General features: G+C 63.2%; 11 protein-coding genes and 1 pseudogene. 10 read left to right on the top strand and 2 right to left on the bottom strand.

The window, feature by feature from the left end; translation table 11 throughout:
* The 3 genes and pseudogenes from Q0G18_RS06045 to purB all read left to right on the top strand — a co-directional run.
* Positions 1 to 296, top strand: a pseudogene (locus Q0G18_RS06045) (TrkA family potassium uptake protein); the annotation flags it as partial.
* 68 nt (positions 297 to 364) lie between these two features.
* Positions 365 to 1,036, top strand: a complete 672-nt coding sequence (locus Q0G18_RS06040) for a TrkA family potassium uptake protein (RefSeq protein WP_158048817.1) — start codon at positions 365 to 367, stop codon at positions 1,034 to 1,036.
* A gap of 77 nt (positions 1,037 to 1,113) precedes the next feature.
* Complete coding sequence (gene purB, locus Q0G18_RS06035; protein WP_297150727.1) at positions 1,114 to 2,457, top strand: adenylosuccinate lyase; 1,344 nt, start codon at positions 1,114 to 1,116, stop codon at positions 2,455 to 2,457.
* 148 nt (positions 2,458 to 2,605) lie between these two features.
* Here the strand turns inward: purB and Q0G18_RS06030 are convergent, their stop codons facing one another.
* A complete protein-coding gene (locus Q0G18_RS06030; RefSeq protein ID WP_297150724.1) occupies positions 2,606 to 3,787 on the bottom strand; it encodes an FAD:protein FMN transferase in 1,182 nt (393 codons plus the stop codon).
* A gap of 150 nt (positions 3,788 to 3,937) precedes the next feature.
* Here Q0G18_RS06030 and Q0G18_RS06025 point away from each other — a divergent pair, with 150 nt between their 5' ends.
* Positions 3,938 to 6,898, top strand: coding sequence for an S-layer homology domain-containing protein (locus Q0G18_RS06025; RefSeq protein WP_297150721.1), 2,961 nt, complete (start codon positions 3,938 to 3,940; stop codon positions 6,896 to 6,898).
* Between the two features lie 39 nt (positions 6,899 to 6,937).
* On the opposite strand, the gene Q0G18_RS06020 is transcribed toward Q0G18_RS06025, so the two are convergent.
* On the bottom strand, positions 6,938 to 8,395 hold the full coding sequence (locus Q0G18_RS06020; RefSeq protein ID WP_297150719.1) for a Tat pathway signal protein: 1,458 nt from the start codon (positions 8,393 to 8,395) through the stop codon (positions 6,938 to 6,940).
* A 168-nt stretch (positions 8,396 to 8,563) separates the two neighbouring features.
* On the opposite strand from Q0G18_RS06020, the gene Q0G18_RS06015 reads away from it, so the two are divergent.
* The 6 genes from Q0G18_RS06015 (at position 8,564) to hisS (ending at position 18,088) form a co-directional block, all read left to right on the top strand.
* Entirely contained in the window at positions 8,564 to 9,274 is a 711-nt protein-coding gene (locus Q0G18_RS06015) for a response regulator transcription factor (protein ID WP_158048812.1), read from the top strand.
* Positions 9,275 to 9,288: 14 nt separating this feature from the next.
* Positions 9,289 to 10,992, top strand: coding sequence for a HAMP domain-containing sensor histidine kinase (locus Q0G18_RS06010; RefSeq protein WP_366769132.1), 1,704 nt, complete (start codon positions 9,289 to 9,291; stop codon positions 10,990 to 10,992).
* A 105-nt stretch (positions 10,993 to 11,097) separates the two neighbouring features.
* A complete protein-coding gene (locus tag Q0G18_RS06005; RefSeq protein ID WP_277012202.1) occupies positions 11,098 to 11,979 on the top strand; it encodes a phosphoribosylaminoimidazolesuccinocarboxamide synthase in 882 nt (293 codons plus the stop codon).
* 106 nt (positions 11,980 to 12,085) lie between these two features.
* Positions 12,086 to 12,733, top strand: a complete 648-nt coding sequence (locus tag Q0G18_RS06000; protein ID WP_297150716.1) for a hypothetical protein — start codon at positions 12,086 to 12,088, stop codon at positions 12,731 to 12,733.
* 27 nt (positions 12,734 to 12,760) lie between these two features.
* Complete coding sequence (locus Q0G18_RS05995) at positions 12,761 to 16,582, top strand: phosphoribosylformylglycinamidine synthase (protein ID WP_297150712.1); 3,822 nt, start codon at positions 12,761 to 12,763, stop codon at positions 16,580 to 16,582.
* Positions 16,583 to 16,720: 138 nt separating this feature from the next.
* Complete coding sequence (gene hisS / locus Q0G18_RS05990) at positions 16,721 to 18,088, top strand: histidine--tRNA ligase (protein ID WP_297150706.1); 1,368 nt, start codon at positions 16,721 to 16,723, stop codon at positions 18,086 to 18,088.
* Positions 18,089 to 18,599 lie beyond the last annotated feature (511 nt).

The raw sequence follows: 18,599 nt of genomic DNA, 5'->3' as shown, positions 1-18,599 counted from the left end.
TCGCCGAGGACGTGTTCTCGAAGGTGGTCTCGGGCCACGGCGCGCATATCGACACCTTCGGGGAATTCGAGGTGCTGCGATTCTCCCTCGATCTGAGCTCCCGCGAGGGGAAGCGCACGATCCGCGTGGGCGAGCTCGAGCGCGATCACGACATCCGCATCATCGCTTTCGAGCGCGGTGATGGGTCGGCGAGTTCCATTCCCAACAAGGAAAGCGTTCTCTACCAGGGGGATTCGGTGCTCGCGTGCGTGCGCCACGAGCTTATCCCCATGTTCAGCAAATACATCCAGGAGTAGGGGGCTCGTCTGTCCGCATCGCACGCCGTGCCTTGCGGGCGCCGCGCCTCTTCCGTGAAAGGGCATTCATGTATGTAGTGATCAACGGCGGCGGAAAGATCGGCGCCTATCTTGCGAACGTACTTCTGAAGAGCGGCAACGAGGTCGCTGTCATCGAACAGAACCGACGCACCGCCGATCGTTTGTCGGTAGAGCTCACGGGTCGCTACCTCATCATCCACGGCGACGGCTGCGACTCGAAGTTCCAAGAGGACGCGGGCATCCGCCACGCCGACGTGTTCGTCGCCACGACCGGCCAGGACGACAGCAACCTCGTGTCGTGCGAGATTGCGCAGCGCGTGTTCAGCGTGCCCCGATGCATCGCGCGCGTGAACAGCCCGAAGAACATGCGCATCTTCCATGAGGTCGGCATCGAGAGCGTCTCTTCCACCACGCTCATCGCGAACATGATCGAAGAGGAAGCGCTTATGGGCTCGGTGAGCGTCGTGTCCTCGCTCACGCACGGCAACGTTGCGCTTTCCGAGGTCACGGTGCCGCGCATGCGCTACCACTCGAACGCCGACGGCGTGCTCGCGCGCGACATCCCCATGCCCGACGGTAGCCTGATCGTCGCCGTTGACACCGCCGACGACGTCGAGGTGGTGCGCCATGACACCGTGCTGCACCCTGGGGACAAGGCGGTCGTCGTCGCCGACACCGAAGCGCTCGACCGCGTGCGCGCTTTGTTCAAGGGGCTTTAACCAGTGCGCGCTGGCGTATAGTATGCTAGCGACAAGCAAAACGGGAACGATCGACACGGGAAAGGCGAGCAAGCGCAATGATCAACCGCTACACGCGTCCTGAGATGGGCGCCATCTGGGAGCTTCGCAACAAGTTCTCCATCTGGAAGGAAATCGAGATTCTGGCGTGCGAGGCGCAGGCTGAGCTGGGGAAAGCCGGCATCACGAAAGAAGAGGCGAAGTGGATTCGCGACCACGCCGACTTCACCGTCGAGCGCATCGACGAGATCGAGAAGGTCACCAACCACGATGTCATCGCCTTCACCACCAACATGGCCGAGTACATCGATGCCGACGTGCCGGAGGGCGAGGAGAAGCCCTCGCGCTGGGTGCACTACGGCATGACCAGCAGCGACTTGGGAGACACGGCGCTTTCCTACCAGATCACCCAGGCAATCGACATCATCTTGGCCGACGTGAAGCAGCTTGGCGAGACGTGCAAGCGCCGCGCCTTCGAGTTCCAGAACACGCTGTGCGTGGGCCGCACCCACGGCATCCATGCCGAGCCGATGACCTTCGGCATGAAGTTCGGCAGCTGGGCATGGGCTTTGAAGCGCGCTCAGACGCGTCTCGAGCGGGCACGCGAAGTTGCCGCGACGGGCGCCATCTCGGGCGCGGTGGGCACGTATTCTTCTATCGACCCCTTCGTCGAGCAGTACGTATGCGAGAAACTGGGACTTACGCCTGACCCGCTTTCGACCCAGGTGCTCGCGCGCGACCGCCACGCGCAGGTCATGTGCGCGCTCGCATGCGCCGCGGCGACGCTCGAGTCGATCGCGATGCAGGTGCGCCTGCTTCAGCAGTCCGACGTGATCGAGGCGGAGGAGCCGTTCAAGAAGGGCCAGAAGGGCTCCTCGGCCATGCCCCACAAGCGCAACCCCATCACCGCCGAGCGCGTCTGCGGCCTCGCGCGCGTGGTGAAGGCGAACGCCCAGGTGGCGCTTGACAACGTGGCGCTTTGGTACGAGCGCGATATTTCCCACTCTGGCACCGAGCGTGTCGCGCTGGCCGACTCCTTCACGGCGCTCGACTACATGTTCGGCAAGATGCAGTGGATCTTGGACGGCCTGCAGACGTACCCCGACAAGATGGAGCACAACCTGTGGCGCACCCGCGGGCTTATCTTCTCCTCAAAGGTGCTGCTCGCGCTCGTGCAGACGGGCATCACGCGCGAAGAGGCGTACGTCATCGTGCAGCGCAACGCCATGAAGGTGTGGGAGGACATCCAGAACGCCGTCGAGGGGCCGACGTATCGCGAGCGCCTGGAGGCCGACCCCGAGGCGAAGCTTACGAAGGAAACGCTCGACGAGATTTTCGATCCGTGGGATTTCCTCACACGCAAAGACGAGGTCTTCAAGCGCCTTGAAGGTCTGGAGTTCTAGCCGCTTGCTGGTTGGGACTCTGGCTGCTTGAGTTTCGGCTCGGAGATCGTCTTGCGGCGGCTGTCTCGCCGTCTGTCTTTCAAGGCCCTGAAATCCGCTTGGGTTTCAGGGCCTTTTCTTGCGTTTAATGCCTGCGATATGGCGTTTTCTAGCTGATAATCTCCACGCCGGGAATTTCGATTGCGCGCGTCTCTTTGAGGATCTCCTCGTTACCGGCGACGGCCGCGGACCCGTCTCGCCTGATGAAGAGGGCGGCGGCGTCGGTCTGCTCGCGGATAAACGCCGCAGCTCGGTCGCATCCCATGACGACAAGCGCCGTAGACAGGCCGTCTCCCTCTACCGACGTGCGCGAAAGCACCGTGGCGCTCGCGAGGTCGCTTTCGCAGGGGTGTCCCGTTTTCCGGTCGAGGATGTGGTGGTGGACCGCCCCGGTTGCTTTATCGAGAAAGCAGCGCTCGTAGATTCCGCTCGTCACCACGGACAGATCGGAGCAGGTGAGAACGCACGCGGGCTTCTCGGGCCTTCTTCCCAAATCGCGAAGCGCGCGTTTGTCGATGCCGTGCGGCGATCGCGCGATGGCCTCGTTCTCGATCCGCTTTCTCTCCTGGTCGCGATGGAAGTCGGGCGAGCGCACCCCGATGTTCCACGGCCTGTCGTGAGGGGAGCGCCCCATGGTCACAACGTTTCCGCCAAGGCTTATGAACGCGTCGCGCACGCCCTGGTCGACCAGCAAATCGCGCACGCGATCGGCGATGTAGCCCTTCGCGATGCCCCCAAGCGTTATCTCGGCTTCGGGGTCGGTGACGATGACGGTGTCCTCGGTCGCATCGACTCGCTGCCATCCTACACGGCGAAGCGCTCGAGCAACGTCGCTCTCCGAGGGAACGTGGGACGTGTGAAAATTCCAAAGGCGGGCGAGCGGCGCGAGCGTGATATCGAAAAGACCGCCCGACTTCGAGCAGTACCGAAGCGCCTCGCGAACGAGCGCCGCCGTCTCCCGATCGACTTTCGTGCGCCTGCCCTTCGCGTGGTTCACGGCCCAGATATCGCTTCCAGGTAAGGTGTGGCTGAAAAGCCGCTCGTATCGCGTGCAGAGGGAAACAACCTGGTCAAGTTCGCATTCGGTTGTGCGCGCTTTCACGAAGCACTCGGTGTCGAATGCATGGAACCATCGTTCGCGCCACTGGATCTCCTCGGGGTGGGGCGCGTCTGCCGAAGAAGGTTGGAGCGCCCACGCTGAGGAAGGGGAGGGCGCGTCTGCCGAGGAAGGGCGGGGTGCGCACTGACTTTCGTTCGGGCCGGTATTCGAGCTGCTTGCGTAATCGTTCACAGGTGTTCCTTGCAATCAGGCGTGAAATGTATCAAAAAAAAGTTATACATGGCTTACCTATATAAGTCAACTATGGTAAACTCTCGCGTCGACAGAGGTGACAAAAAAGTGATTGTCCCGAGATGAGCCCACAGAAAGGCTGGGGAACATATGGAGAAGCAAAAGGTGCAGACGGTTAAGCCATGGGAAGCTGCGGCGCGGGTCGGCGTTGCGACAGTGCTCGCGGCGGGCATGGCGGGCACGCCCGTGGCGGCATTTGCCGATGGGGAAACGGAAGGCGATGGTGGAATTCAGCCGCTGAGCGCAAGCGACGGATATTACTACATCGACGACAGCTCTTACGGGTTGTCGTATTATCTTGGCCAGGCAGTGTCAAGCGGGTACACAAAAGTCCACGTCGGAACCAGCTTTTCTGATTCGGGAACGGTGACCATCCCCTCGTCGCTCACTGAAATCGCCGGCTATTCCGAGGGCTTTTTCGGCCAGGGGCCGAAGGTGGTCAGCATCGGGTATGTGGGCGCGCTCTCCTTCGTCATCCCCTCAGGCAGCGACGTTTCAATCGACCGCGTGAACTTCTATTCGAAATCCGATGACGGCGGCGCGACGGTTACCGTCGATGCGGGCGCGAAGGTGAAGTTCTCCAACTGTTCGTTCTCCAAAACACCTGTGGTGAACGGCGAGGCGATCTTCGAGGACTGCACGTTCGCGACCGGCAAGATCGAGAACAACGGCACGGCTACCTACACCGGGTCGACGCAAGAGCCCGAAAACATCAGCAAGCCCGTTGAAACCTACCAGTCGCTTTCGCTCGTTTTTGCAGGCGATAAGGCGTTTTCCCCTGCGGTTGAGGGAAGCTCGGTCGACCAGAAGCTTGCGTTTAGCGTGGCGGGAACGAAGGCGGCAGACGCGAAGTTCAAGGTGAACGTCGTCGACGCCGAGGGCAAAGACGTGACAGGCCTTTCCGCGACGGTCGAGGGCGGCCAGGTGTCGCTTTCGGGCACGGCTCCCGCGGCTGGCATCTATCAGGTGAAGCTCACCGCTGAGGCGGTAAAGGACGACGGTTCGACCGATTCCGCCACCGAAATGCTCTCCTTCGAGGTCCAGCAGCAGATCCAGGTCCGCCTTTCCGGCAAGCTGCAGTGCTTCGTCGTCGATGGCACGAGCATGATGAGCCTCGACCACGATGGCATCGCCCTCGCGTCGGCTGGCGGCGGCGCAAGCGGTGGCAGCAGCTCGTCCGAGAACAACCGGCTCGATGTCGAGGTGAAGGAAGGCGAAGGCGAATGGACGGCCTGGAACGACTGGGCGAAAAACGACGGTGAACGCCAGGACAAGGTCAGCGTCTCCATTTCCCCTGAAGGCAGCGGCATGGCAGCGAAGGTGACGATGGGCTCGGTCTTCATCACGGGCACTCCCGCGAAATCAGGCACCTATCAGGTCGTTGCCACGGTGACCTCAGGCGCCCGCACGGAGCAGAGCAATGCGGTCGAGATGCGCATCTACGACAACGACAAGACGCTCGCCGAGCGCATCGCCGGCCTTCCCGAGGGCACGGCATCGTGGGATATGGAGCCCTACACCATCGCCGAGACGGGCAACGCGACCGTCCCCACCACGCTGACCGACATCTACGGCTCGCACGAGTCCGGCACGTACGGCACCATCGGCAAGGGCGAGAACGGGAACTTCGGCACCGAAACGCTCACCATCCCTGCCGGCGCCGATGTTACGCTGCACAACATGAAGGTGCTCTCCAGCGTGAAGATCGTCGTCGAGAAGGGCGCGAAACTCACCCTCGACGATTCCGTGGCGTACGGAACGGTCGAGGTGAATGGCGGCACGGTTTCCGCGGAGAACTCGTCGTCGTTTGTGGGCCAGATTGTGCTCAATGACGGCTCTACGCTCAAAGACGCCACGATCGTTTCGCACACTAACTTCCTCTCCGATGGAAACTACCAGGTCGAAGCACCCGAAGCGCCTGTTGTGGTGAACGGGAACGTCACGTTCGAGGGCGCGAACTCGATCACCGGTTGCAACATCACGTCGGGCAGCGATGCCCAGTCAGCCCTCGTGGTGGCCAAGGGCGCGACGGTGACCATCCCAGCGGGCTCGTCGCTTGTCGCCACGGGCGGCTCGGTCGACACGACCGGCGGTAACGGCGGCGCGGGCGTGAAGCTCGACGGAGGCTCCATCGTCGGCGAGGGCTCGCTGACTGCCACGGGCGGATCGGTCGGCTTGGGCCTTGGCAATGGCGGTGCGGGCATCGGCGGCCAGGGCAAGGTCGGCGTTGCGACCGTCGTGGCGACGGGCGGCAACGTTCCTGCGGCGGGCGAAGGCTCGATAGGCGGCCCCTCCAAGTACAAGGCGGGCGATGGCGTGGCGGCCGACGTTGCGGTGTCCCAGAAGTCGGACATCACCGTCGTGGGTGGCCAGGGTGCGACTCCCGGCAGCTCGGAGGTCGCGAAAACCTACGACCCCGATGCGGAAGGCTCCGACCCCGCCCCCTCGATCGAGAAGCGTTTCAGCGATGTTGACCCGAATGCGTGGTATGCGCCCGGCGTGAAGAAAGTCGCTGATGCCGGCCTTATGCGCGGATACAGCGAGGTGTCGCTGTTCGGCGTCGGCGCGTCGCTCACGCGCTCCGAGCTCGCGATGGTGCTCTGGCGCTATTCCGAGCCGACCGCCGAAGGCTCCTATGATGCAAGCGCTGCCAAAAACGAAACCTCGCTTCCCGACGTTCGCGACGGCGTGTGGTACACGGGCGCGGTGAACTGGGCGGTTGCGAACGGCGTCATGAACGGCTACGCCGATGAGACGGGCGCGCGCACGACGTTCGGGCCGGATGACGCGGTGACGATGGAACAGCTCCTTCAGATTCTCGCTAACCTGAAGGGGGTATCCAATGCCGATGAAGCGGCGCTTTCGTCTCTCATCGATGCCGAGAGCATTTCCCCTTGGGCGAGATTCGCTGCGGCATGGGCGATTCAACAGGGCGTGGTCAGCGGGTACGAGCTGCCCGACGGCACGCATCAGCTCGCCCCGGGCGAGCGTATCGCGCGCGAACGCGTTGCCGTGGTGCTCTCGAATGCACTCGAGAAGGGCATTCTGTAGGAACCTACGGTAAGAAGAGCGTGCGCGGCTGGAGGGCTGCTAAACCGGTTCCCAGACGCGCACGCAGCAGTACTGCTGCGATTCGCCCTGAAGCGTGGTGTTGTCGATGTTCGAGTACGTGACGACGCGCTTGACCGAGCCGGTCGACGCCAGGTAGTCGCCGAAGCTCGGTGCGCCCGACTTCACCTCCAGCATGAAATACTGCTTGCTCTCGGGGCTGAACCCGCACACGTTGTACGAGTCCTTCGCGATGATCCACCCACCGCACCATGCGGGCGGGGCGGTGGGGGTCACGCCATGACGGAACCACGGAACCAGGCTGTACGAGGCGTTGCCCTGCGCGTCGGTGCCGGGCTGCACGGTGCTTGCGGGAATGTATGTTCCCAGGTTGGCGATGCCTTCGCCGAAATTGTAGATTGCTTCGAACGAGAACATGAACCCCGTGTCGCCGTAACCCGCTTCGAGTGGCTTCATCGAAGAGGGAAGCACGAGGGAGTCGACCACGCTTGCGGATTGCGCGTCGATGCGCGTGAGCTGGTAGCGCGACGAGGATGCCGCGGCGCGCGGGGTGATGACGACGGAGTCGCCCGTCGCATAGGGCGGTGTGCACATACGACCTTTCGAGGTGTAGGCTTCCTCGGTGTCGCTCGAGCCGAAACGTGCTCTCATTAGGCGTGACGCTTCCTTGCTCGCCGATCCGTCCTTCTTGGGGAGAACCTGCCAGAAGGCGTATCCGCTCGATGCGGCGAGCGTCGGGGTCTCCCAATCGGCGCCGCCTTCTTCGGCCAGCGCCGCCGTCCCGAGTTCCCCATTCGAAAGCGCTGCGCTGTAGATTCGCCAGGTGCCGTCGAGAATGTTCGCCTCGGTCCACACGATGCCGGTCGCACACGCGCGCACATCGTAGATTTCGAAACCTTCTTCTTGGCCTTTCGCCTGGGAAATCGCCGTGGTCTGGTTGCCCGACGAAAGGGAGAGCAACACCACCTTCGTAAGCGGCTTCGAGCCGTCGGTGGGCACGAGGCACGCCGCGACGGAATCGTCGCTTGCCCAGACGAGCGTTCCGTAGGGGAGCTCGTAGGTTCCTGAAAGCCCGAGCGCGGTGCTTGAATCCTCGATTTCGGTGAAGTCGCCCGGCGTCGCGGCGGAGCACGACGTGACGGCGTCCTTAGAGACGGTCAGCGTGTTGAAGGTGGGCTCGTTCGCCTTCGAGGCGGCGTTCACTCCCACGCCGATGCCCCCGCCGACAACGGCAAGGGCTCCGATGCCGATCGCGCCGTAAAGGAAGTGCCGTCGGGTGAGGAGGACCTGCCCACCGCCTGGGGCGGGAACCTTGATGCCCTGCTCTGAGCGCCCTTCGGCGACGCGGACTGTCGGCGCGTGCGTTGCATGCGCCGCACGCGGGCGATAGCTCGCAGAAGTGCCCCGCCGCGTGCTTTGGCGAGGGCTTCTTTGCGCGTGCGTGCTGTTTTTTCCTGGAGTGGGTCTTTTCGTTGGCATGGTGGTAATTGTGTCATTTCGCCTACGCCTCGCGCGAGAATACGCCCAATTGCTACAATAAACCCAAAGACGAATCTGACGGTCCGCCGTGGGCTTTAAGCCTTGCGCGCTCCGCCGGCCTCGTGCATGGACCATGCGCGCAGGAAAATCCCATGTTAGGAGACGTCAATGAACAACGAAACCCGACGCATTCTTCTTGTAGAAGACGAAAAGGCGATCCGCGATGCGGTCGCTGCTTATCTCGAGCGCGAAAACTACTGGGTAACCGCCGTGGGCGACGGCCAGGAGGCGCTTGAGGAATTCCAGAAGCATCATTTCGACCTGGTCGTTCTCGACCTTATGCTCCCACGCGTTCCCGGCGAGCGCGTCTGCCGCGCCATCCGCGACAACTCCGATGTGCCCATCATCATGCTCACCGCGAAGGGCGAGGTGGAAGACCGCATCATCGGGCTTGAGCTGGGCGCCGACGATTACCTGGTGAAGCCCTTCAGCCCCCGCGAGCTCGTCGCGCGCGTGCGCGCCCTGCTCCGCCGCGTGCACGCCGACTCCGAGCCGCAGCGCGAAGTGCTCGAGTTCGGCGACCTCACGATCGACGTTTCCGGTCACAAGGTTCTCGTGAAGGGCGAGGAAGTCGACCTCACGGCCTCCGAGTTCAAGCTGCTCACCACGCTTTCCCGTTATCCGGGCCGCGTGTACTCTCGCATGGAGCTGGTGGAAAAGGTGCTCGGCTACGACTTCGAGGGCTACGAGCGCACCATCGACTCGCACGTGAAGAACCTGCGCGCGAAGATCGGCGACAATCCGCGCAACCCGAAGTGGCTGCACACCGTCCACGGCGTGGGGTATCGTTTCGAGGACCCCACGAAATCCGGCAAATAGCCTGCGGGTGACCCGTGAGCGAAACGAACCGAGCACATAACGGCTCGGCGTCCGAAGAGACGTCGAGCCCCTCTGCGAATGCGGGCGGCGGGGCTGCCCGCATTCGCGTCATGCCCGACTCTTCCGAGGAGCGGGCGTCAACGGGCGAGCCCCATCAGGGAAAGCTCGCGCGAAAGGAGCGCCGCCGCAAGTTCGGCTGGACGAGCCTTTCCTACACCGCGCGCGTCACCTTGGCGTTCGCGCTCATCGCCGCGATGACCGGCCTTGTCGCCATCGGCGTCATCTCGTTTGTGTGGGAGCAGCATTTCCAAACCTACACCGCGTCCAACATGGAGACCCTCGCGGAGACGACCGCCAGCCGCATCGAGGAGCGCATGGAGGCCGACAGCGCGCTCACCATCAAGAGCGCTGCGGCACTCATGCCCGTCGAGGCCGCGCTCGAGGTCACGCCGGGCATCGCCATCAAGGTCGTCGACGAGAACGACGTCACCGTCTTCGATTCCTCGAACCGCATCAACGGCATCCCGAACGCCACGAGCTCCTTCGAGCCGAAGGACGCCTCGAAGGTCGCGCTCGCCAAGATCGTGGTCGACGACAAGGTCGTCGGCTCCGTACGCATCTGGGTCTACGGGTCGGATACGCTTATGCGCGGCCCCGACCAGGAGTTCCGCGAGAATTCCTACCAGGCTATGCTTTTCGCGTCGCTCGTGGCCATCGTGCTCGCGTCGTGCATCGGCTTTTTGTTCGCGCGCAATCTGGTGGCTCCCATCAACCGCATGACGAAGACGGCCCGCGCCATTAAGGAAGGCGACCTCTCAGCGCGCACCGAGCTTCACGGCGAGGACGAGATCGCCCGCCTGGGCGAGACCTTCGACGAGATGGCGGAGTCGGTCGAGAAGGACCGCGAGCTGGAGCGCCGTCTCACAACCGACGTCGCCCACGAGCTGCGCACGCCGCTTATGGCCATCCAGTCCACCGTCGAGGCGATGGTCGACGGCGTGTTCGAGGCCGATGCCGAGCGCCTCGAGACCGTGAACTCCGAGGTGCAGCGCTTAAGTCGCCTGGTTGACGCGCTCTTGAAGCTCTCCCGCCTGGAAAACCGCGCCACCCCCATGAAAGAGGAAGTGGTTGATGTGGGCGAGCTCATCCAGAGCATCGTCTCCACGCACGAGGCGTTCGTTGCCGACTCGGGGCTCACGTTCGAGTACCGCGCCGAGAAAGGCGTGCTCGTCGTGGGCGATCCCGACATGATTCGCCAGGCCACAGCCAACCTCATCTCGAACGCGGTGCGCTACACCCCCGAAGGCGGGCATGTGTCGGTCACCGTGTCGAAGGGCGACATCATGGCCTCGATCGCCGTGCGCGACACCGGCATCGGGCTTTCCCCCGAGGAGGCGAAGATGGTCTTCTCGCGCTTCTGGAGGGCGGACGCCGGGCGCAACCGCGCGAGCGGCGGCTTAGGTATCGGGCTTGCGGTCGTGAAGGAAATCGTCGACCGCCATGGCGGCTGGGTGCAGGTCGAGGGCGAGAAGGGCAAGGGCGCCTGCTTCACGCTCCATTTCCCCCTCTACGACGAGCAGCGCACGCGCACCAACGACAAGCGCGAGCAGCAAAGGCAGCGCCAGCAGCAAAAGCAGCAGCACCGCCAGCAGTTGCTCTCGGGCGCCCGCCAGCAACGCTCGGCCGAAGGAAAATCCGCTTCCAATCGCAAAAAGTAAGGCAGTGCGCGATAATGGGTCGCGACTCATTATCGCTTGTCGGCGCACGGGGCACTTGCTCGTACGCCGCATATTCGCAACGAGGTTTTGAAAGGACCTGAAATCATGAGCGTGATCGACATCGAACCCGATGCGCAAGGCAAAGTTCGCGACCTCTACGATCTGGGCGACCGTCTTCTGGTCGTCGCTTCCGACCGTATCTCCGCGTTCGACTACATTCTCGAGGACGAGATTCCTCATAAGGGCCAGGTGCTCACGCAGCTTTCGTGCTTCTGGTTCAAACTGCTCGACGGCGTAATCGAGAATCATCTCATCTCCGCCGACGTTGCCGACCTGCCGGAGCGCTTCAAGCCCTATGCTGATGCGCTGGAAGGGCGGTTCATGCTGGTCAAGAAGGCCGACATGTATCCCATCGAGTGCATCGTGCGCGGGTATCTCGCGGGCAGCGGCCTTAAGGAGTACCAGGCGCAGGGCACGGTCTGCGGCATCGAGCTGCCCGGCGGCCTTGTGAACTCCTCCAAGCTCGAGACGCCCATCTTCACGCCTTCCACCAAGGCCGAAATCGGCGACCATGACGAGAACATCAGCTTCGAGCGCTGCGCCGAGATCATCGGCGACGAGGCGGCGGCCGAGCTGCGCGATGCGGCCATCAAGGTGTACACCGCCGCGCGCGACCACGCAGCCGACCACGGCATCATCATCGCCGACACCAAGTTCGAGTTCGGTCGCGTTGACGGTCGCCTCATCTTGGCCGACGAAGTCCTCACCCCCGACTCCTCGCGCTTCTGGCCAGGCGACGAATACGAGCCCGGTAAAAGCCAGTCGAGCTTCGACAAGCAGTACGTCCGCGATTGGCTCACCGCCCATTGGGACAAGGAGTCCGGCACCAAGCCGCCCCGTCTTCCCGAGGACGTCATCAAGCGCACGAGCGAGAAGTACATCGAGGCTTACGAGAAGATCACGGGCGAGAAGTTCCCGTTCGCATAGGGAGCCTCCCCGGTCCGCGCCGGCAGGCGGGCATTCCCGGCGGAGCGCGCTGCCTTAAGGGGCCTTCCCGCTTTTGAAGTAAGTGTCCACGAGAAAGAACCATCGCATGTCACAACGTAACTACATGAACGACCGCTACCAGGACGAGGGCCCTAAGGGTGCGACGCGCAAGAGCGCGGCCTCGGCGAAGCCGAAGTCGAAAGCTGCCGCCTCGGTGCATATCCAGTCCTCGACGAAGACCCCTCAGGAGAGAAAAGCGGAGCAGAAGGCTCGCCGCAAGGCCGAGCGCGCCAAGCAAAACGAGCTCGATCGCAAGTACTACAATCCGCCCACAGCGGAATACAAGCGCCTGCGCCGCCTTTGGTGGGTCGTCCTGATCGCCGCGGTGATCATGGTCGCGCTGTCGTGGTTCGCCCGCTCGTGGGAGCCTGCGTGGATCAGCTACGTCACGCTCGGCTCGTCCTACGTGCTCATCATCCTTGCGTTCTACCTCGACTTCTCGAAGATCCGCAAGTGCCGCCGCAAGTACCAGATGGAAATGGAATCCCAGAATACCAAGGAAAGCCGCCGCGCCGAGAAGGCGAAACGCGCAGCCGAGCGCGAGGCGGAAAAGCAGAAGGAAGACGCTGCTGCGGAGGTTGCCGAGGAGCAGATCAAGCCCAAGCGTGGCCTGTTCGGCCGCAAGAAGGTCGACGCCGCCGAAGCTGCGAAGCCGGCCGATGCCGCTTCTGCTGCAAAGCCTGCCGACAAGTAATCGCCTGCCACCCTGGAAAGGATCATCATGGTTTCGCGTGTATACGTGGAGAAGAAGCCCGGCTTCGATGTCGAAGCGCAACAGCTGCTCGCCGAGCTGCACACCGCCGTCCCCGAGGGGCTTGCGAAGGCGGCTCGCCTGCGCCTGATCAACTGCTACGACGTCGAGGGCATCGACGAGGAGCTTTTCGGGCGTTGCATCCCCACGGTGTTCTCCGAGCCGCAGGTCGACGATGCCTCGCGCAAGTTTCCCGTTGCGGGCGTCGAATTCTCGGACAAGACCGCCAAGCAGCTCGCCGCGGAGGGGGCGGACATCTCCGGAATCGCCGCAGCTCCCGCCAATGTGCACGCGTTCGCCGTCGAAGCGCTGCCCGGCCAGTTCGACCAGCGCGCCGACTCCGCGTCGCAGTGTATCCAGTTCATCAGCCAGGGCGAGCGTCCCGACGTCGCCTTCACGCAGGTCTACGTCATCGAGGGCGAGTGCACTGACGATGCGCTCGCTGCGGTGAAGCACTACGTCATCAACCCGGTCGAGACGCGCGAGGCGTGCCTCGTTGCGCGCGAAACGCTCCAGATCGCCCACCCGACGCCCAAGCCCGTCGAGGTCATCGAGGGTTTCCTCGATTTGGACGAGGCGGGTCTTTCCCGGTTCATCGAGGAGCGCGGTTTGGCGATGGACCTTGCTGACATCGCGTTTTGCCAGCAGTATTTCGCGGGCGAGAAGCGCTGCCCGACCATCACCGAGATCAAGATGATCGATACCTACTGGTCGGACCACTGCCGCCATACCACGTTCGGCACCGAGCTCACCAACGTCGTGATCGACGACGAGCAGGTGCGCGAGACTTATGAGCGCTACCTTAAGCTGCGCCATGAGCTCGGCCGCGACGAGAAGCCCATCTGCCTTATGGACATGGGCACCATCGGCGCGAAGTGGCTGAAATCCCAAGGCATCCTGACCGGCCTCGACGAGTCCGAGGAAATCAACGCCTGCACGGTGAAGTGCACGGTCGACGTCGACGGCAAGGACGAGGATTGGCTCTACCTCTTCAAGAACGAGACGCACAACCATCCCACCGAAATCGAGCCGTTCGGCGGCGCGGCCACGTGCCTGGGAGGCGCTATCCGCGACCCGCTTTCGGGACGCAGCTACGTGTACCAGGCCATGCGCGTCACCGGTGCGGGCGATCCCACGGTTCCCGTGTCGGAAACGCTTGAAGGCAAGCTTCCGCAGCGCAAGCTCGTGACGACGGCTGCCGCCGGCTACTCGTCCTACGGCAACCAAATCGGCCTGGCCACAGGCTCTGTCCACGAGCTGTATCATCCGGGCTATGTCGCCAAGCGCATGGAGATCGGCGCCGTCGTCGCGGCGACCCCGGCCGACCACGTACGTCGCGAGAAGCCCGAGCCGGGCGACGTCATCGTTCTTTTGGGCGGGCGCACCGGCCGCGATGGCATCGGCGGCGCGACCGGTTCCTCGAAGGCGCACAACTTGGAAAGCCTCGAGCACTGCGGTGCCGAGGTGCAGAAGGGCAACGCTCCCGTCGAGCGCAAGCTTCAAAGGCTGTTCCGCCGCGGCGAGGCCTGCCGCCTCATCAAGCGCTGCAACGACTTCGGCGCGGGTGGCGTGTCGGTTGCCCTGGGCGAGATCGCCGACGGCCTGAGCATCAATCTCAATAAGGTCCCGAAGAAATACGACGGCCTTGACGGCACTGAGCTCGCCATCTCGGAGAGCCAGGAGCGCATGGCTTGCGCCATCGCCGCCGCTGATGTGGAAGAGTTCCTCGGGTATGCCAAGGAGGAGAACCTCGAAGCCACGGTGATCGCCGAGGTCGTCGCCGAGCCGCGCGTGCGCATCTTCTGGAACGACGAGGCCATCGTCGACGTGAGCCGCGAGTTTTTGGCATCGAACGGTGCCCCGAAGCATCAGGACGTTCACATCGAGGCGGGCAGCGCCTACGAGCGCACCTGGGCGGGCGACACGTTCGCCGAGCGCATGGAATCGCTTGTGAGCGACTTGAACGTCTGCTCCAACAAGGGTCTCTCCGAGCGCTTCGATTCCACGATCGGCGCGGCTACCGTGCTCATGCCGTTCGGTGGAAAATACCAGCTCACGCCCGCGCTCGCCATGGTGGCGAAGCTGCCGGTCGACGGCGAGACCACGACGTGCTCCGGCATGGCGTGGGGCTTCAACCCCTATCTCACCGAGAAGAATCAGTTCGTCGGCTCCTACATCGCCGTCGTCGAGAGCGTTTCGCGCCTGGTGGCAACAGGCTTCAAGCGCGAGGACATGTACCTTACGTTCCAGGAATACTTCGAGCGCCTGCGCAACGAGCCTGCTCGCTGGGGCAAGCCCGCGGCTGCCGTTCTCGGTGCGCTTCAGGCGCAGCTCGATCTGGGGCTGGGCTCGATCGGAGGAAAAGACTCCATGTCGGGCTCGTTCGAGGACCTCGATGTTCCCCCGACGCTCGTGTCCTTCGCCACTGCGGTCGGCAAGGTCGATCGCGTGACGAGCCCTGAGTTCAAGGGCGCTGGCCACAGGGTCGCGCTCATCGCTCCGCGCTGCTACGACGCCGATGATGTGGCGCCCGCTGCCGAGGACGAGCTTGCGGCGATCGCCGCGGTCGAGGGCCTTATCGGCGAAGGTGCAGCCCTTGCCGTGTCGACGCCTGGTTACGGTTGCGCGGCGGAGTCGCTGTTCAAGATGTGCGTCGGCAACGGAATCGGTGTGACGCTCGAAGACGCCGACGCCGATGCGCTCTTCACCCCCGCATACGGCAGCTTCATCGTCGAGCTCGCCGACGATGCGGTGCTTCCCGAGGCGACCGAGTGCCTCGACGTCGCCCTTCTCGGCACGACGACCGAGGACTACGTGCTCTCGGTTGCGGGCGAGGCGGTCGATCTGGCTCGCTTGCAGGATAGGTGGGAAGGCGCGATCGAGTCGGTGTTCCCGTATCGCAGCGCTGCTGCCCAATCGGAATCCAGTGCCGCCGACGTTGCGCCCATCACCTGCGACGACAAGTTGCCGCTCGTGTACAGCGGCTCGATTGCGAAGCCGCGCGTCATCATCCCCGTGTTCCCGGGGACGAACTGCGAGTACGACACGGCGCACGCGTTCGAGCGCGCCGGCGCCCTGCCGACCACGCTCATCGTGAACAACCTCACGCCCGATGCGGTCGCCGAGAGCATCGCCGCCCTCGCTGCCGCCATCCGCGAAAGCCAGATCGTCATGATTCCCGGCGGCTTCTCCGGCGGCGACGAGCCCGACGGCTCGGCGAAGTTCATCACGGCGTTCTTCCGTGCTCCCGAGGTGACCGAGGCGGTGCGCGACCTGCTGCAGAACCGCGACGGCCTCATGCTCGGCATCTGCAACGGTTTTCAGGCGCTTGTCAAGCTCGGCCTTGTGCCTTATGGCGACATCGTTCCCGTGACCGATGAATGCCCGACGCTTACCTTCAACACGATCGGCCGCCATCAAAGCCGCCTCGTCCGCACGCGGGTGGCGTCGTCGCTTTCTCCGTGGCTTTCCGAGTGCAAGGTGGGGGACACTCACACCGTTGCCATCAGCCATGGTGAGGGCCGCTTTGTCGCAAGCCCCGAGCTGATCGAGAAGCTTATCGCGAACGGCCAGGTGGCGACGCAGTACGTCGATGCAGAGGGCAAGCCGTCGATGGACCTTTCGGTCAATCCCAACGGCAGCGTGTTGTCCATCGAGGGCATCACGAGTCCTGATGGTCGTGTGCTCGGCAAGATGGGCCACACCGAGCGTTCGGGCGCTGGGCTCTATCGCAATATCCCGGACTTCACGTATCAGCCGCTCATCGAAGGCGGTGTGGAGTACTTCAAGTAAGTGGCGGGCGGCGACCGATTCCAGCATGGTCGCCACTCCCCGATGGAATATGTTGAAGCGCGGGCAATCGGAGCCCGCGCTTCATTTACGTTACAATGCAAATCGCAATCAAGCTAAACGAAGGAAAAGGTGGGCGCAATGGCAATGCAGGCTGCTGAAGGCACGAGGGACTTTCTACCTGACGAGGCGGCGTTTTGGCTGCATTTTAAGGAGACGGCGTTCTCCGTTTTTGCCCGTTACGGGTACGTCCCCATCGAAACCCCGATATTCGAGCAGACCGACCTGTTCGTCCGCGGCATCGGCGAAGCGACCGACGTGGTGTCCAAGGAGATGTTCACCGCCGTGTCGGGCGAGAACCTGAAGCGCCTCATCGACGGCGGCACCATCAAGAGCAAAAGCCGCCTGTCGCTTCGCCCCGAAGGCACGGCCGGCGTCGTGCGTGCGGTGGCCCAGCATGACCTCGTTCCTCAGGGTGGTGCGCCCGCGAAATTGATGTACGCGGGCCCCATGTTCCGCGCGGAGCGCCCGCAAAAAGGACGTCAGCGCCAGTTTAACCAGGTGGGCGTGGAGTGCCTGGGCGCCGAGGAGCCGACGATCGACGCTGAGGCCATCATCATGCTCATGCGCTTCTACGAGACGATCGGCATCCCGCGCGAATCGATGCGCCTGCTCATCAACTCGATGGGGTGCGAGAAGTGCCGTCCCGCCTATCGCGAGCTTGTCCGTTCTTACATGAACGAGCATGCCGATGAACTGTGCGAGACGTGCATGACGCGCGCTGAGATCAATCCGCTGCGCGCATTCGACTGCAAGAACGAGGCTTGCGCTCATGTGATGGAGAACGCTCCGAAGATCTCCGACCATCTCTGCCCGGACTGCCGCGAGCATTACGAAGCGGTGAAGGCCTATCTTGATGCTGCTGGCGTCGCCTACGAGGAAGACTATAAGCTGGTGCGCGGCCTGGACTATTACACGCGCACCGTGTTCGAGGTCCAGGTGGACAACGGCATGGGAAGCCAGAACGCGATCGGCGGCGGTGGCCGCTACGACAAGCTCGTCGAGGAAGTGGGCGGACGCCCGACGCCGGGTCTTGGGTTCGCGCTTGGATACGAGCGCTGCGCGCTTGCACTGCAGGCAGCGGGCGTGGAGTTCCCCCGCGCTCAGCATTGCGACCTGTTCGTCGCATGCGTTGACGACTCGGTTCACGCTGAGGCGTTTTCCCTTGTGCAGGCGTTCCGCGATGCGGGGCAGTCTGCCGATATGGACCATCAGAAGCGCAGCCTGAAAAGTCAGTTCAAGCTTGCCGACAAACTGAACGCATCGATGGTCGCCATCCTTGGTCCCGATGAGCTCTCCGAGGGCAAGGTGAAGGTGCGCAATATGACGTCGCACGCGGAGCGTCTGGTCGACCTTGCTGCGATGAAGGCAATCCTTGCGAAGTTCTCCAGCGAGGGCGCCGTCCTCACGCCGGAGCAGATGGGCGAAGCGCTCACCGAGGTTGAGTAGAGCCAAGAGGGAAGAGAACTGTGGGGCGAATGCCGTAGGCGATTGTCTCATCCATTCAAGAGGCCGAGTGCTCGAGAAGCGCTCGGCCTCTTCTTATAGTAAGGATGCCACTATGAAGCGGGAAGTATCTCTGAGTGGCATAACGCTACTATATATAGTGATGCGCCGACCCCTTCGGCGGATTTCGCCACGAATGATTCTGCCCGACAGTTGCTCGGAGTGCCCAGGGACTGGGCTCGCTTGGCTAGTCGGGCTCAGGAACATTCGGTCGGCTCCCGCCCTCGCACATCGAGATGCCCCGCACTGTCTGCCAGCGCCCTTCCTGGGCTTATGGAGGGAATGTGTACGCGGCCCGAAGGGCGATAGAAGCGCGTCGCCCCAGGTCATATGGATAAAACGGCCCCGATTCGCGCGGGAACCCAGAAAAAGAAGGAAAAGCCCCTTGACCGCGGGAGGGGGTGCGCGTAATATATCTCCTTGCGCCGCGGACGGAAGGAAGCGGCGGGGCGGG

This window comes from uncultured Ellagibacter sp., from assembly GCF_934636505.1.
In the GTDB taxonomy this organism is placed as follows: Bacteria; Actinomycetota; Coriobacteriia; order Coriobacteriales; family Eggerthellaceae; genus Ellagibacter.
This window is presented reverse-complemented; position numbering and strand designations above follow the sequence as displayed.